The 14,055-nt window shown below is 63.9% G+C and carries 15 protein-coding genes; 3 read left to right on the top strand and 12 right to left on the bottom strand.

Annotated features, from left to right (window positions below; translation table 11 throughout):
* The first annotated feature begins 116 nt into the window (after window positions 1-116).
* Together VBE63_RS11800 and VBE63_RS11795 are read left to right on the top strand one after the other, a co-directional pair.
* On the top strand, window positions 117-1,340 hold the full coding sequence (locus VBE63_RS11800) for an ABC transporter substrate-binding protein (RefSeq protein ID WP_323683223.1): 1,224 nt from the start codon (window positions 117-119) through the stop codon (window positions 1,338-1,340).
* Window positions 1,327-3,060: a diguanylate cyclase gene (locus VBE63_RS11795; protein WP_323683222.1), complete on the top strand. Its 1,734-nt coding sequence runs from the start codon at window positions 1,327-1,329 to the stop codon at window positions 3,058-3,060. The genes VBE63_RS11800 and VBE63_RS11795 overlap by 14 nt, the downstream gene beginning before the upstream one ends.
* A gap of 21 nt (window positions 3,061-3,081) precedes the next feature.
* Here VBE63_RS11795 and VBE63_RS11790 read toward each other — a convergent pair whose 3' ends face one another.
* Both VBE63_RS11790 and VBE63_RS11785 read right to left on the bottom strand, forming a co-directional pair.
* Complete coding sequence (locus VBE63_RS11790) at window positions 3,082-3,363, bottom strand: helix-turn-helix domain-containing protein (RefSeq protein ID WP_323683221.1); 282 nt, start codon at window positions 3,361-3,363, stop codon at window positions 3,082-3,084.
* Window position 3,364: 1 nt separating this feature from the next.
* On the bottom strand, window positions 3,365-3,679 hold the full coding sequence (locus VBE63_RS11785; RefSeq protein WP_323683220.1) for a type II toxin-antitoxin system RelE/ParE family toxin: 315 nt from the start codon (window positions 3,677-3,679) through the stop codon (window positions 3,365-3,367).
* A 58-nt stretch (window positions 3,680-3,737) separates the two neighbouring features.
* On the opposite strand from VBE63_RS11785, the gene VBE63_RS11780 reads away from it, so the two are divergent.
* A complete protein-coding gene (locus VBE63_RS11780; protein ID WP_323683219.1) occupies window positions 3,738-4,580 on the top strand; it encodes a hypothetical protein in 843 nt (280 codons plus the stop codon).
* A 5-nt stretch (window positions 4,581-4,585) separates the two neighbouring features.
* Here VBE63_RS11780 and VBE63_RS11775 read toward each other — a convergent pair whose 3' ends face one another.
* The 10 genes from VBE63_RS11775 to VBE63_RS11730 form a co-directional block, all read right to left on the bottom strand.
* Window positions 4,586-6,022: a B12-binding domain-containing radical SAM protein gene (locus tag VBE63_RS11775; RefSeq protein WP_323683218.1), complete on the bottom strand. Its 1,437-nt coding sequence runs from the start codon at window positions 6,020-6,022 to the stop codon at window positions 4,586-4,588.
* A 140-nt stretch (window positions 6,023-6,162) separates the two neighbouring features.
* Window positions 6,163-6,831, bottom strand: coding sequence for a YdcF family protein (locus tag VBE63_RS11770; protein ID WP_323683217.1), 669 nt, complete (start codon window positions 6,829-6,831; stop codon window positions 6,163-6,165).
* Between the two features lie 75 nt (window positions 6,832-6,906).
* Window positions 6,907-7,335 carry a hypothetical protein gene (locus VBE63_RS11765; RefSeq protein WP_323683216.1) on the bottom strand — a complete coding sequence of 143 codons (429 nt, stop codon included), beginning with the start codon at window positions 7,333-7,335 and terminating at the stop codon, window positions 6,907-6,909.
* Window positions 7,336-7,481: 146 nt separating this feature from the next.
* Window positions 7,482-8,258 carry a glycosyltransferase family 2 protein gene (locus VBE63_RS11760; RefSeq protein WP_323683215.1) on the bottom strand — a complete coding sequence of 259 codons (777 nt, stop codon included), beginning with the start codon at window positions 8,256-8,258 and terminating at the stop codon, window positions 7,482-7,484.
* A complete protein-coding gene (fabG, locus tag VBE63_RS11755) occupies window positions 8,255-8,974 on the bottom strand; it encodes a 3-oxoacyl-ACP reductase FabG (RefSeq protein WP_323683214.1) in 720 nt (239 codons plus the stop codon). Before fabG ends, VBE63_RS11760 begins: the two co-directional genes overlap by 4 nt.
* The gene (locus tag VBE63_RS11750) at window positions 8,971-9,405 is read right to left on the bottom strand and encodes a hypothetical protein (protein ID WP_323683213.1); all 435 of its coding nucleotides are present in this window, start codon (window positions 9,403-9,405) and stop codon (window positions 8,971-8,973) included. The genes fabG and VBE63_RS11750 overlap by 4 nt, the downstream gene beginning before the upstream one ends.
* The gene (locus VBE63_RS11745) at window positions 9,402-10,205 is read right to left on the bottom strand and encodes a beta-ketoacyl synthase chain length factor (RefSeq protein WP_323683212.1); all 804 of its coding nucleotides are present in this window, start codon (window positions 10,203-10,205) and stop codon (window positions 9,402-9,404) included. The genes VBE63_RS11750 and VBE63_RS11745 overlap by 4 nt, the downstream gene beginning before the upstream one ends.
* The gene (locus VBE63_RS11740) at window positions 10,205-11,398 is read right to left on the bottom strand and encodes a beta-ketoacyl-ACP synthase (RefSeq protein WP_323683211.1); all 1,194 of its coding nucleotides are present in this window, start codon (window positions 11,396-11,398) and stop codon (window positions 10,205-10,207) included. The genes VBE63_RS11745 and VBE63_RS11740 overlap by 1 nt, the downstream gene beginning before the upstream one ends.
* The gene (locus VBE63_RS11735; protein WP_323683210.1) at window positions 11,388-13,796 is read right to left on the bottom strand and encodes an MMPL family transporter; all 2,409 of its coding nucleotides are present in this window, start codon (window positions 13,794-13,796) and stop codon (window positions 11,388-11,390) included. The genes VBE63_RS11740 and VBE63_RS11735 overlap by 11 nt, the downstream gene beginning before the upstream one ends.
* A gap of 3 nt (window positions 13,797-13,799) precedes the next feature.
* Window positions 13,800-14,055 (bottom strand): LolA-related protein (locus tag VBE63_RS11730; protein WP_323683209.1); only part of this gene is annotated, 256 nt, incomplete at its 5' end.

Genomic DNA, 14,055 nt, shown 5'->3' with positions numbered 1-14,055 from the left:
TTTTCAACCGGTGGCGGCCAGCGGCAACAACCGGTAACAACCGATAACAGCGCGTCAGATACTCATCGGAGACTGGATCTGTGATTAACCGAGGGCGCCGGCGGTTCATACAAGGGGTGTCGTCAGCGGCCGTCGCAGCCGGCTTTCCGGCCATCATCAAGGCACGTGATGCAGGGCCGACGCTGCGTATCCTGGGCACCCATGCCACGCTGCAGGAGCCCATCCGCCAGCAGGCCGAGCGCGATCTGGGCTTCCGCATCGAACTGCTGCCAGGTGGCAGCTCGCAGGTGCTCCTGCAGGCATCCACCGAGCCAGATAGCTTCGATGTCTACGAGCAATGGTCCGACAGCATGCGCTTGCTCTGGCAAGCCGGGACCATCCAGCCGATCGATGTCAGCCGCCTGAGGTACTGGGACGAGGTCAACCGTCTGAGCAAGACCGGCCGCATCACCGAAGAGGCGCCGATCGGTGCCGGTGACCCGCCCAATACGATCCTCTATGTGCAGCCGGATGGCGCGCTGGGGCCAACGCCGCAGGCACAGATTAGCTACTTGCCCTACGTGCATAATGTGGACGCCTTCGGCTACAACAGTCGCGTCATCCCTGAGGCTGAGCCCTATGTCGGCGAGAGCTGGGGTTGGCTGCTCGATCCCGCCTACGCCGGGCGTGTCGCCCTGGTGAACGCGCCGAGTATCGGCATCTTTGACTTGGCATTGGCCGCTCGAGCGCGCGGGCTGATCGATTTTGCCGATCTGGGGGCGATGACCGCTGAGGAGGTCGATGAGCTGTTCAAGATCGCGATCGCCTACAAGCTCGATGGCCAATTCCGTTCCTTCTGGCGCTCGATACCACATTCTGCCGAGCTGATGATCTCGGATGATGTCTGTCTCGAGAGCATGTTCTCGCCGGGGGCGTTGATGGTGCGCGCCGCTGGCGTGCCTTGCGTCTACGCCGCTCCGCGTGAGGGCTATCGCGCCTGGTTCGGCGTGATGTGCTTGTCGCGGAGCTGTACGGACGAGCGTCAAGAGGCCGCTTACGCCTTCATGAACTGGTGGCTCTCGGGCTGGGCCGGGGCCTACATGGCTAGGCAGGGCTACTACATCTTCAACGCAGAGCGCTCGCGGCCATTCCTCGGCGCCGACGAATGGGGCTATTGGTACGCGGGGCAGCCAGCGCAACGGGCGTTGCCTGGCACCGACGGCCGCATCGTGGTCAAGCCCGGAGAGGTGCGCCATGGCGGTTCCTACGTCGAGCGCTGGTCGCACGTCGCCGTCTGGAACACGGTGATGCCGACCTATGACCTGAGCGTGCGCCGCTGGAGCGAGCTTGTTCTCGCCTGAGCGCAATGCGGTACCGCTCGCTGCGCGCTGGCTGCCACTGCGCCAGCGGGTTGCGGCCACGGTGTATCTGACGCTGCTGCTTGCCCTGCTGTTTGGCGTTGGTGCCGTCTGGATGGCGCAGATGACGCGCTCGCAGGCCAATGAGCTGGTGCGTCTCGCGGATGCTTCGAAGGCGGTTCGCGGCTTCCGCACCAACGTCGACAAGATGCAGTTTGCCGCCTATCGCTTCGTTGCCTCCAACCATGGCTCGGCGGTGATCCAGGTCAGTCGCCTTTACTCAGAAACCCGAGCCTCGCTGACGGACTGTCTTGTCACGCACTGCGTCGACGCCAGCGCAGAAGGGCGAATTGAGGCGTTGATGGAGGGCTTGGATCGATTCCACAAGGCCTTCGTCGACGCCGTCGCCCAGCGCGGTGTCTTGATCTCGATCATCGATCAGCGCTTTAAGCCCAATCTTGACTTTGTGCGTCAGCAACTGCCAGCGCTCGTCCAATCCGAGTCGTCAGGGGCTCGAGCCGACTCGGCGCAAGCGCTCGATGCCGTTAGCCTGCAGGCGATTCAGCGGCACTTGCTGGCTGTCGAAGGGGCGACCGATGCCTTGCTCTACAGTGCGAATCTGCCGTCCTATAGCGGCTTGGCCATCGACTTCGAGTGCGAGCGCGGCCACCTTGCCCGGCTTTCGCCATCCGTATCCGAAGCCTCGGTCGCCGCTATTCAAGCCGCGTTGGAGCAGATGGAGCGCGTTTGGGGCACCCTGTTGCAGCGCGCCCGCGGCTATCTGTTTCTGGTGAATGTGGTCATGGCGGCGGATGCGCATGAGATGCAGGTCATTGCCGGTCAGCTCGAGCAACAGATCGAAACGGCGCTGGTCGACGCGCACCGGGGTACCGACGCAAAGCTCCTTGGGTTTGCATCTGCGCTCATCCTGTTGCTGCTGCTCGGGAGTCTTGCCGTGTTTGTCCTCGGGCGCGCCATGGCGACGAGCGTGACTCAGCAGCTCAAGGCGCTGACACAGACCTTCAACGATCTCGCCGCCGGCTCCCGCGCGCAGATCCGTATCGAAAGCCCGCACAACGACGAGATCGGCGAACTGGCGATGGCGGCGGCCCGCTTTCGCGACGCGAATGCCGAAATTCATGACCTGTTGGCGCGTTATCAGACCTTGAATGAAGCCTTGGAGTCGAAGGTTGCCGAGCGCACCTCCGCGCTGGAAGAGAGCAACCGACAGCTCGAGCGCTTGGCGCATACCGACCGGCTCACCGGGGTGCTCAATCGCCGAGCCCTAGAGCAACGGCTTGAGGACGAAGTGAAGCGCAGCCAGCGTTACGGTCGTCCATTCTCACTGATGTACCTGGATCTCGACCACTTCAAAGAGATCAACGATCGCCATGGGCATGAGGTCGGCGATGCCGTGCTGGTACGGATTGCCCGCGAGGTTGGTGCCGTGTTGCGCGCGCATGATCGGCTTGGCCGCTGGGGCGGTGAGGAGTTCCTGATCCTCTGCTCCGAGACGACCAGTGAGGACGCGCGCTCCCTGGCGGAGCGCATTCGAGCGCAGGTCGAACAGCTTAAGCTCGAGTCCGTTGGTCAGGTCACCCTGAGCATCGGCATCGCGAGCCTGGCGCCGACACAGACGGTGGAAAGTCTGCTTGCCGAGGCCGATCAGGCCATGTATCGGGCCAAGTCGCTGGGGCGTAACCGCTGTGTGTTGGCGCCATAGGCTTCATATCGGCCGAGCAAGTCAACGCACTTGAATGTCCACCCGTTTTCCGGCGCGGTGCAGCAGTCCGACCAACTTGTCGACACTGAATCGATCCGTTTTGCGGTTCAAGATTTCAGAGATACGCGTGCGTGGCACGCCAAGCTCGTCCGCCAGCGCTTGCTGCTTCTTGCCGCGTTTGCGTAGCTCCTGCTCAAGCGCGATCAGCAACGTTTCGCGCGCCATCATAGCGGCGGCCTCATCAGGCGGAAATCCCAGATCTTCGAACACGTTGCCGCAGCTGACGGTCATTTTTTCGCTCATGTCATGCCCCGATCTGCTTGAATCGCTGGCGCCCAAGTGCAATGTCGCTTGGGCTGGTCTTCTGTCCTTTCTTCCGGAAGGCGTGCAGTACATAGACAGCGTTACCAATCGTCGTGACGTAGAAGGCGCGGAACTCGCCGTTGATGCTGATCCGTACTTCACGCACCCCGCTGCCGACGGTCTTCATTGGCTTCCAATTCGTCGGATTAGCTCCTAACTGAATGCGAAGCAACTGGCGCCCCATCTCGCGACGGGCCCCCTCGGGAAAATCCCGAATAGCATCGCGGCTGGTGCCCATGAAGATGAGCGTTTGCATGCGAGTAAATGTACAAACTTTTGTACATTTGCGTCAAGAACTAAGGAGGTAATTGCTTATGCCCTTCATCGGTGTTCTTCCCGAGCGCAAACCGCTCTTCAAGCCCGAACCACGTTGCGATCTGCCCGTGAGTGACGCGGCCGCCTGGCGGCTGAATCCGGCACATCGATATCTCTACGACAAGCTGCGCCTCGCGCTCGATGCCGGGCTCACCGCCGCGCCCTGTGGCGTCAGTCCAATGGATCTTGGCATGGCCGAGGATGCCGAGGTGTTCGTGAAGCCGATCACCAACCTCGCGGGCATGGGGCTGAGTGCGCGCTCGGTGCGCGCCGACGCGGTGCCGATGGAGCCCGGGAGCTACTGGTCTGAGCGTCTGACCGGACCACACAGCAGCAGCGATTGCCTGGTGCAAGACGGCGAGCCGCGCTGGTTTGCGCATACCCGTGGCTCTGACGAGAAGGATGCCTCGCGTCCGATCTATTGGGAGATCGGTGCCGAGCTGCCCGATGCCGAAGCCTGGATTAGCGCTTGGGTGCGCCGAAATCTCGCCGGCTACACCGGCATCTGTAATATCGAGCTGATCGGCGGCAAACCGATTGAGGCGCATCTGCGCGGCTCCAATGGCTTCTTTGATTTCTATGGCCCAGGATTCATGCCAGCTTGGGTCGCGCTCGTGGATGGCGATGACTTCAGCCCGCCACCGCCGATCCCGGGCGGTTATGTCATCTCGGTGTTTGGTGAGGCTGATCTCAGTGAGGAGAACGTGCAGGCGGCTGAGTCAATGGGTGTCAAGGTGCAGCCCGATCCGAGCACGCCGGGCCGGGCGGCGATTCTGCGCTGTCGTGAGTGCGAGGCGGGGTTTGAGGTCTATCGGCGGCTGACGGGGCGGACGTTGGCCTAATAACACTACTCATCCTCCCAGAGGTGCCGCGGGTAGTCTTTGTAAATGGCCTTTAGACCCTCGTGATACTGACGGCTTGCCCAGGCTGTGCGCGCCATCTGGGTTGGTGAGGCGAGATGACGGTTGACGCGCATGGGAACCTTTTCGAGCGCTGTGTGGGACTGTTCAGCAAAGTTGTGGACGAACTCCTTTAGCGGCAGCTCCGTAGGCGTCAACGGGTGCATGCAGTCATGGATGTCGTGAGGATTGTCGACCCAAATTCGCGGTCTTATGGCCTCGTAGTCTGGTGTGCCTGGGGATGGCGTGCAGACAGTGAAACTGCATTGCAGCGGCGGTAGACCGCGAACGTAGTCGCCGAGACGGTTAAACTCCGCCGTGCCATATTCAGGCTGAACCATGAAGGCGGCATGCACGGCAATGCCCATGCTCCGCAAATGGTCTAAGGCGCGCTCATTGGCCGCAACGGAGCCGCCCTTGGCAGAGCGTTTCAACTCCGCATTGGTCGGGAACTCAAAGCCGAGGAAGGCGGCGTCGAGACCGATCTCACGCCAGCGTCGCAACAGCTCCGGCGAGCGGTTGACCGTGGTCGCTCGCGTCCAGGCAAAGAAACGCTTCTTGACACCGCGAGCGGCCAGGGCGTCGGCGAGCTTCCAGGCGAAGTCCTCGTCGATGAAATTCTCGTCATCGCTGAAGTAGACATGCTCGGCGTCGAGGGAGGCGATCTCCTCCACCACAGAGGCCACTGGTCGCGGTTGGTGCAGTCCGCCGCACAGGTGCGGCACGATGCAGAACGAGCATTTCATGCGGCAGCCCCAGGAGGTTCGCACCATGGCAACCCGTGGGAACAGCGGATGCCAGCGTGGTAGCTTCTCTGCGGTCCAGATGCTGCGGTAATGGCGTGTGTCCCAGAGATCTCGGCGTGGCAGCGGCAGCGTCGCCGGGTCCGGAAACAATGGCCAGTTTGTCTCCTCGTCATCGGACCAAGTGCCGTTCGGTGCCAGCACCTGCGGGATGCCCTCCAACGAGCGCCCGGCGGCGATGCTGTCCACGACCTGTTTGAACGGTTCGCAGCCCTCGCCGCGGACGATGGCATCAATCGCCTCGATGCGATAATCCCGCGGGTCGACCGTGGCATGGTGGCCGCCGACGACGATGCGAGCAGAGGGCAGGTATCGACGCGTGATCTGGGCGATCTGTTTGACGATGGACGCTTCGTGACTGTAGCCGGTGATGCCGACCAGGTCCGGCCGGAAGCCTCGTAGTCTGTGCAGCAGTGCGAGCCGCGGCCAGGCGGTTAGGCGCAGATCGAGGATGCTTGTCTCGTACTCCGGACCGACGGCCGCGGCCAGGTAGCCGAGTTCGAGCGGCTCCATGAGCTGAAAAGCTTGCAGACCGAGCACCGAGCGCAGCCGGGCCTTGGGTTTGATCAGTAAGATGCGCATCGCGAAAGGGTCTCCGCGCTCAGGAGGATTGAGATTTTAGAAGCAGTCCGGGTCTGAGGGGCAGGGGGCTGGTCTATCGCTGAGGGTTTCCATGGTTGGGTAGCTGCCGGTCGCGGTCTATACCTTGCTGGCCATTCCGCTCAGGTGACGCGGGCTAGCATGCGCTGGTTGCCTGTCAGCCGCGCCCAGAGCTTGCCGGTGGTGAACCAGGTGACATAAAAGGCCTCGAGTGGCCAGCGCGCGAGCCATGAGGGGCGCAGTGCGGCGCCGATGCCCTCGGCAGCGCAGGGCCGGTGCGGCAGGCTCAGGCTGTCCGCCATCTGGACGACACGGGCCAGATGATAGCGGTTGGTGATCAAGGTGAGTGGCTGCGGTTCAGCCCCTGCTAGCAGTTCGCGTAGATTGCGCAGGTTGGTCAGGGTGTCTGCTGAGGCCTGCTCAAGGCCGATGTTCAGCATTGCGCCGCCGGGCAGCATCCGCAGCAGTTGTGCACCGGCTTCAGCCTCGCTCAGGCTGGCATCTCCAGTGCGACCGCCGAGGATCAGTATGCTGTGCTGCGGCCGCCCGGATGCAAGCCGCGCGGCCGTCTTCAGCCGGTCGCAATAGTCCCGGTCAGGCCGATCCTCAACCAGTCGTTTGCCGAACACGACCAACAGATCGCTATCGGGGTCCTTGACGGTTTTGAGTCCAACGTTCAGCACTCGTGCTGCTGCAATGAGCAATGGCAGGCCTGCGGTGGCGGCAACCAGCACGAGGGTGAGCGCGAAGGTTCCCAGCCCATCCCAATCGATGCCGTTGGCCCTTATCATGGTGGCGCCGCCTGTCTTGAATTCCGGCTGAGGCGTCCGTTAGGCCGCAACCCATCGTCGGCCTCTGGCCGAGGCTTAGAGTGACGCGAGGCGCGCCCGGATTTGGTTGTCCAGGTTTTGCACCCAGCTGTTGTAGTTGGAATGGATGGTGCGCTTCGAGGCGTCGTATTTCAGATTGGTGCTGCTGGCGTAGCGGATGCTATAGCTCGAGCTGGAGTATGGGATCTCGACCTTTGCCATGTGGTCGCGGAGATAGATCGTCCCTGTGATCAGGCCCGGTCGGGTCTGTTTCATGGCCCAGCCAAGGCTGTTGCCAGCAGACTGAATCGTCTTGCTGACCTCTGCCGCGGAGACCCCCGGCGGTACTGGCTGACCGTTGAGTTCGCGGACGGGAGAGGTGCGGCAGCCGGCAAGGCCGATCAGCGTGAGGGCGATCAGCAGTGCCGAGAGCAGGCGCTTATCGAACAGGCGTCGGGGAAAGGTGATGGTGAACTCGCTTGCCATGTGCTGTTTCCTAGGTTTGTCATTGCCGCCGCGGCCAGCCTTTAGGAGACCTTCGCGGTGTCTCGTTGCCACCGCGTGCGCGGTGGCCCCTGCCTCCCAATCGATCGGATCTTGGGTCCGGTCGAGAAAGGATTTCTGTGTCCGTATCAGTCGCTGTCGCCAAGCGGTAGGCGCGCGCTGAAGCGGGCTCGATCTCGTAGCGAGCGCATCAGGCCGCTTGGATACATGCCGCGGCGCAGTAGTCGACTGCCAACCAGCCGGATGATGCTCCAGGTGTCGCGCCAGGGTCGGTAGTGACTGGGCCTGGCGTCCGCGCTGTAACGGGTTTCGATGGGCACGCAGCGCACTGCGGCGCCGGCGTTGACGGCGTCGATGAGAAGTGCTGTCTCGGCGGCGAAGCCCTGGCCTGGGCGCGGGCGCAGATCCAGCTGTGCGATCACCTCCGCTGGGTAGAGACGGAAGCCGGACTGGGTGTCTTCAATGCGTTGCCCACAGGCCCAGGAAATCCAGAAGTCCGCCGTTTCGTTGGCGAAGCGACGCAGCGGCGGAGCCTGCTCGCGATTGTGCGTGCGAGCGGCGATGACCAGCGCGGCTGGAGTCAGCGTCGCGGCTTGTTCCAGACGTGGGATGTCGCTGCAGCCATGCTGGCCGTCGGCATCAAGCGTGATGATGCGTGTGGCGCCTGCCTGCAATGCGCGGGCGATGCCGGTGGCGAGAGCGAAGCCCTTGCCCAAGTTGGACGGGTGGCAGATTAGCTCCAACCTGGAATCCGTGACTGCTTGGACGCGCGCGACCGTGTCGTCGCTGGAGCCGTCGTCGACGACGATGACCCGGTCGGGGTCTTGTGCAAGCGCGCCGGCGACAACAGCAGCGATGGTCCGCGCCTCGTTGAAGGCGGGGATGACGATCAGGGTGCCTTTCATGCCATGGCTCCATTGACGTTGATGATCTGGCCAGACAGGTAGCCGGAGTCGCCGCTGACCAGCCAGCCGACCAGGTCTGCGATCTCTTCTGGCCGTCCGGCTCGGCCCATCGGCACGAGGCGGCGGATGGTCGCGGTATCGAACTGGGTCTCGGCGTCGGTGCCTCCGATGATGCCTGGGGCAATGGCATTGACCGTGATGCCACGTGAGGCTAGCTCTAGGGCGAGGGCCTTGGTCGCGCCGTGCAGGCCGGACTTGGCCGCCGAATAGTTGACCTGGCCGCGGTTGCCGATGACGCCGGAGACCGAGCTGATGTTGATGATTCGGCCCCAGCGCTCGCGGATCATCGGCAGCAGCAGCGGCTGCGTGACGTTGTAAAAGCCGAGCAGGGCGACATCGACGACCCGAGTCCATTGGTCTGGCTTCATCCCGGCCAGGGGGGCATCGTCGTGGACACCCGCATTGTTGATCAGGATCTGGATGGGGCCGTCTTCCAGCAAGCCCTCGAGCGCGGCGCGGGTGGCGTTGCTATCGCAGACGTCGAAGACCACTGCGGCGGCCTGTCCGCCATCGGCGCGGATCGCGTCGCAGACCGCCTCCGCACGCTCTGGGTGGCCGTGGGCATGCACATGGACCTGACATCCCTCGCGGGCTAGGCGCAGCGCGATGCAGCGACCGAGCGGCCCGCTGCCGCCGGTGACCAGTGCCCGCTTCATGCCCGGGCCTCCCGGCGCTGCATCAGCGTAATGGCGCCGCGTGCGCAGCAACCTCCATCGCTGTCCAGTCTGAAACGGTAGATGGCGTTCGCGCCGGACCGGGCCTCGAGCCCCACGCTGACCTGCAGCGGTGCCTTGAGCCCGTCGAGCCGGGGCACCTCGAACTCCAGGTCGTGCACGGCGGCGAGCAAGAGGACTTGGCCGCCCTCCAGCTCGCTGCAGAGGACACCGTGGATGGCAGCGGCCTGGGCCGCGTATTCCACTGCATTCACGGCGCTGAGTCTGCCATCCTGGCGCAGTGGATTGGTCGTTGATCGGTGCGAGTCCGTCATGCATTGGATGCGGTCGCGGTCCCACTCCAGTACCTGATCGAGCAGACGCATGTCGCCAGCGTGGGGAAGCTTGGTGTAGAGGTCGTCAAGCGCATTCATCGTGCCGGCTCTAGGTCCGCGACGAGCCGAAGCTCCGGCCAGTAGGGAAGCAATACAGGCGTCGCTCGGGCGCTGGCAATGGCGGCGAGTAGGGGGAGAGCGCGAGCAGCTGGATTACCGATGCGCAGGGTCTCGAGCTTCTCGTCTGCCATCGCTGTTTCTGGCTGCTCGGCGGCTGCGGCGTCCAGGTTCAGTTTGATCGTCGCGCCCTCATCGCCGTCAGCAGCAGGCGCCAGCAGCAGCGCGCACGCAAAGGCACAGGAAAACGGCCGATGCGGGCTCAGCAGTATGGGCGCTGGCACATCAAAGGCGACCAACAACACAGCAGCCCGTTTACAGGCCACCTGCGTTGCCGCCTCCAGCAGTCCGGCGGCGAAGCTGCTATCGCCGGCAGCAACGCTGGTAGATGCCTGGCGGCACCCCGTGGCGATCGACCAGTAGCCAGCGACGGCATTGTGGACCGAGTTCTGAAATACCGTCGGCGACGGCGGCTGCTGATGTTCATAGATGGCGCGGCACATGCTGTCGATGAGCGCCATGTCGCCATCCGCCGACGCGAACACGCTGCCTAGATCCTGGCCAGCAAGGCCGGCTGCTGCCGTTGCCTGTCGTGCCGCCTCCAGCGCGAGTTTGGTTGCCAACGTCGCGCGCCGACGCTCGTTTGGGGTGAGGCGAGCGGGTGGGGGCGCCTGCAGCGTTTCATGCTCGTAGTGTTGGTCGCCGCGCAGCACGGCGGTGGCGTAGGACCAGTCCTTGAGTCCAGGGGCAATGATGCCAAGTCCGAGCGGCCGTACTCGCATCAGGTCCGTCCTAGCGCGAGTACGCAGTTGTTGCCGCCAAAGCCGAAGGAATTGCTCAGCACGCGGTCAATGGACCGGTACTGGCTGCGGCGTATCAGTGGCGCGGACAGGGCGGGGTCCAATCGCTCAGTATTCAGTGTGCCCGGCAGCAGGCCGGCCTCGATGCTGAGTAGCGAAAGCACCGCCTCAACAGCGCCGGAGGCGCCGAGGGTGTGCCCGGTCCAGCCTTTGGTGGCGCTCACTGGCACGCTGTCGCCGAATACAGTTGAAATGGCCTGGTCCTCGGACTGATCGTTTGCCGGCGTGCCAGTGCCATGTAAATTCACGTAATCGATGTCGGTCGCGGCGAGGTCGGCGGTCTCCAGTGCTGCACGCATGGCGAGGGCAGCGCCGGCGCCTTCCGGGTGGGGTGAGGCGATATGGTAGGCGTCGTCGCTTTCGCCGTAGCCGAGGAGGGCGAGATGGTCATCGCCTTTACGTTTCAGTTCTAGCAGCGCGAAGGCGGCACCCTCGCCGATACTGATGCCGCTGCGACCCTGGCTCCAGGGTGCGCAGGGGGTGGGTGATAACAACCCAAGGGCGTGGAAGCCCATCAAGGTCGTGGCGCACAGGGTATCAACGCCGCCAACCACAGCGGCGTCGCAGACGCCCGCCGAGAGTGCGCGGTGGGCCGCCGCAAAGGTCTTGGCGCCGGAGGAGCAGGCGGTGGAGACGACCAATGCTGGCCCCTCTAGGTCGAGCCGGCGGCGGCAGAAGTCGACGATCGAGACATAGGCATGGGTGGTCGCGAAGCGCAGATCCTCGCCGAGCCCAGGAGTGCCTTGCTCGAAGTGCTGTTGATAGCAATGCTCACTGTGGCGAATGCCAGAGGTGCTGGTTCCGAGGAAGAGGCCGATGCGGGAGGCGCCGACGCGTGCGCGGGCGGCTGCGACCTGCTCGGCGAAGCCGTCGCCCTCCAGCGCGAGGGCGGCGAGCCGGTTGTTGCGGCAGTCGAAAGCAGCCAGGTCGCCGCCGAGCGGATTGTCGTCGAGCCCATCCACCACACCGACCCAACATGGCGCTGACACCTCGGCCATGTCACCAGGACGCAGCACCGGGCGCATGGCGGCCAGCGGCTCGAGGTGCGCGGCGAGACCATGGCCCACCGCAGTCGTGGCGGTGTAGGCGCTTATACTTGCGGGTTCAATCGGCATAATCCCTGTGCATCGGCGTGTCTGACCCAAGTAAAGGACTCGCTTGCGGCCATTGTAGCGAGTCAGGCGCTGCTCTCGCCAGCAGCAGCGAGAAGAAATAGGCGCAGAGGATGCCGGCAGCGACTGTAAAGCCGATTGCGTTCAGCGCCGGGATTGCCGACAGCGAGAGCATCGCGAACATCGCGAAGCTGGAGCCGGCGCCGACACTGACCGAGAACAGGCTGCGCTGTCGGTCAGCTGCGGTGGCGGTCGGGCGGCTCAGGAAGAGGCTGTAATCGATGGCCAGCCCCGCCACCAGCAGCAGCGAGACCAGGTGGAAGAGGTTGGCGCTGCCATGCACTAGCAGCACCAGCAGAAAGCTGATCACCAGTGCGATAGTCATTGGCAACAGGATTTGCGCCAGCCGTGACGAGTTGCGCAAGGCGAGCGCGAGCGTCACCAGGAGGATGGCTGCGGCGATCAGCAGCTTCTCTAGGACCTCTGTAAAGAAGTCAGAGAGCAGCTTGGCGGTTCCATCGCGCAGATCGAGATAGGTCATGCCATGGCGTTCGGCGATGTCATTGAGCGCATCGACGCCGGCACCCTCGACCACTCCGGAGAGCGGTACTAGCCCCAGCCAGCGCTCGCCGAAGGCTGTGAGCAGCATGCCCGTGCGCGTGCCGATCAGCCCATCGGCCAGATCCTCGACCCGCAGCGGGGGCAGACTGTGTGAGGCCTGGACAGCGTCGATGAAGGGCTGAAAACGCTCCAGCCGAAAGGGGAGTTCCGTATTCGCGCTTGCCAGCGCGGCTGTCAGTTTGTCTTGCGTCGGTAGCTGGTCTTGGCGCGCCTGCTGGATCCCGGGGCTGGGCAGCCAGCGATCGACGCTGTCGAAGCCGCCGATCAGACCGCGCATTGCGAGCCCTTCGAGATCCGGACGAGCGGCCTCGAGCCGTTCCAGCAGGGCCGCTTGGTTTTCTTCGATCAGGTAAAGCAACCTTGCCACGTCCGGCGCGCCGAGCTCGGCGCGGATCGCGCTGTCTTTGTCGAGCTGGCTCTGGGGAATGACGCTCAGGCGCCGAATGTCGGTCTCCCAAGGATTGTCCTGCACCGAAAGGGCCAGGCCGAGCACGAGGCTGCTGGCTAGTAGCAGGATAGTGCCGCTGCGTCGTGATAGCCGTGGCAGCCGTGACTGAAGCGAAGTCAGCCAGGGGCGTTCCGGCAGCTGATAGCCAGCGGGCAGTAGCCTTGGCAAGAGGTAGCGCGATGTCAGCGCCGCGGTGGCCAGTCCAGCGGCAGCGAGGACGCCGAGCTGCGACAATCCTTGAAAGCTGGTCCAGGCCAGGGCCGCATAGCCCAGCACCGTGGTGGCCATGCCGAGCAGCAGTGTGCGCCAAACCGCCCGGCGGCCGGTGGCATCAGTGCCGGCGGTATGGGCATAGACATGCACCGGGTAGTCGAGTGCGACGCCCAGCAGTGTGACGCCCAGCGCCAGGGTGATGCCATGCACCGAGCCGTACAGGAGCGATACCAGCAGAGCGCCCACGAGGATGCCGCTGGCCAGCGGCAGGATACCCAGAGCCACTAAGGCGGCAGAACGGAAGGCCAGGGCCAGGATCAGCGCAACGATGAGGCTGGCCGCGGTGCTGAGCAGAAGGGTCTCGGTCTTGATCTGCTGCTCCGAGCTCACGGCGAAATAGCCTGGACCGGCTAGCTCTAGCCTCAACGCTGAATGCTCCGGAAGGCTGCCGAAGGCGTCTTCAATGGCGCTGATAGCGCGGCGTTGAGCAGCGATATCCGAGGCGTTGGCGCTGGTCAGCGCGACCAGTAACGCGCTTTGGCCATCAGGGCTAAACCAGACCCCGTGGCGGCGGCTCGGCCTCTGGTCCGGGGCCATTGAAAGGAGGATCTGGCGATAGCAGGCTGTGGGATCTTCGGGTAGGCGTTGTTTGTCGAGCATGGCCAGACCCGAGGCAAGCTCATCGAGTCGCTGCTCGAGTGCATCTCGCAGCGTTGACGCGTTCAGCGCGTCGGCGCAATGCGCGGGCGGTCCGACGAGGTAGCGGTACTGGAAAAGGACAGGGTCCGTGCCGGCAGCTGCCGCAGTTAGGTCGCCATTGGCGATCTCGAGGAACGCATCCTCTTCACGCAGCCGCTCTGCCAGGGCTCGGCTGGCATCTGCCAGTGCCTCGCTGTTTAGGGTCGCGTTGATCGCACTGATGCGCAGGAGCAGCGTGCGGGCAGCGACACCGCTGCGCACCTGGGAGAGCAAGACCTGATCTTGTTGCGAGACTCCACGGGGCAGGAACTGAGACAGGTCCGTGCTGGGTCGCAGGTTGAGCACGCTCCAGGCTCCCAGTAACACCAACGCGCCGAGCCAGGCTACAAGCAAGGTCCAGCGACGAACAGCGCGGTTCATGGCTTAGTCGAGGTCAGCAGGCTCGCGGGCGAGTAGCCGCATGCGCAGCCTGCGCAGGTCGCCGTCCGGCTCTTCCATCGCGATGGTGCGAATGCTGGCGCCATCGCCGATCATGCTGATGCGACGGAACAGATGCGACAGGCCGCTGCGCCGGGGTCTGAGGTCTAGGGTCCAGTGCACGTCGGCAGGGTGATAGTCGAGGCGGTAATCGGTACGTAGTGCGGTGAGGTGACCGGCGAAGGTGGCTCGCAGTGCGCCC

Source organism: Lamprobacter sp., assembly GCF_034860625.1.
Classification (GTDB): domain Bacteria; phylum Pseudomonadota; class Gammaproteobacteria; order Chromatiales; family Chromatiaceae; genus Lamprobacter.
This window is presented reverse-complemented; position numbering and strand designations above follow the sequence as displayed.

What these genes read in the sequence shown, in the direction of transcription:
- VBE63_RS11790 (WP_323683221.1), bottom strand. Translation starts at nt 3,363, where the DNA reads ATGAGCGAAAAAATGACCGTCAGCTGCGGCAACGTGTTCGAAGATCTG.
- VBE63_RS11785 (WP_323683220.1), bottom strand. Translation starts at nt 3,679, where the DNA reads ATGCAAACGCTCATCTTCATGGGCACCAGCCGCGATGCTATTCGGGAT.
- VBE63_RS11780 (WP_323683219.1), top strand. Translation starts at nt 3,738, where the DNA reads ATGCCCTTCATCGGTGTTCTTCCCGAGCGCAAACCGCTCTTCAAGCCC.
- VBE63_RS11775 (WP_323683218.1), bottom strand. Translation starts at nt 6,022, where the DNA reads ATGCGCATCTTACTGATCAAACCCAAGGCCCGGCTGCGCTCGGTGCTC.
- VBE63_RS11770 (WP_323683217.1), bottom strand. Translation starts at nt 6,831, where the DNA reads ATGATAAGGGCCAACGGCATCGATTGGGATGGGCTGGGAACCTTCGCG.
- VBE63_RS11765 (WP_323683216.1), bottom strand. Translation starts at nt 7,335, where the DNA reads ATGGCAAGCGAGTTCACCATCACCTTTCCCCGACGCCTGTTCGATAAG.
- VBE63_RS11760 (WP_323683215.1), bottom strand. Translation starts at nt 8,258, where the DNA reads ATGAAAGGCACCCTGATCGTCATCCCCGCCTTCAACGAGGCGCGGACC.
- fabG (WP_323683214.1), bottom strand. Translation starts at nt 8,974, where the DNA reads ATGAAGCGGGCACTGGTCACCGGCGGCAGCGGGCCGCTCGGTCGCTGC.
- VBE63_RS11750 (WP_323683213.1), bottom strand. Translation starts at nt 9,405, where the DNA reads ATGAATGCGCTTGACGACCTCTACACCAAGCTTCCCCACGCTGGCGAC.
- VBE63_RS11745 (WP_323683212.1), bottom strand. Translation starts at nt 10,205, where the DNA reads ATGCGAGTACGGCCGCTCGGACTTGGCATCATTGCCCCTGGACTCAAG.
- VBE63_RS11740 (WP_323683211.1), bottom strand. Translation starts at nt 11,398, where the DNA reads ATGCCGATTGAACCCGCAAGTATAAGCGCCTACACCGCCACGACTGCG.
- VBE63_RS11735 (WP_323683210.1), bottom strand. Translation starts at nt 13,796, where the DNA reads ATGAACCGCGCTGTTCGTCGCTGGACCTTGCTTGTAGCCTGGCTCGGC.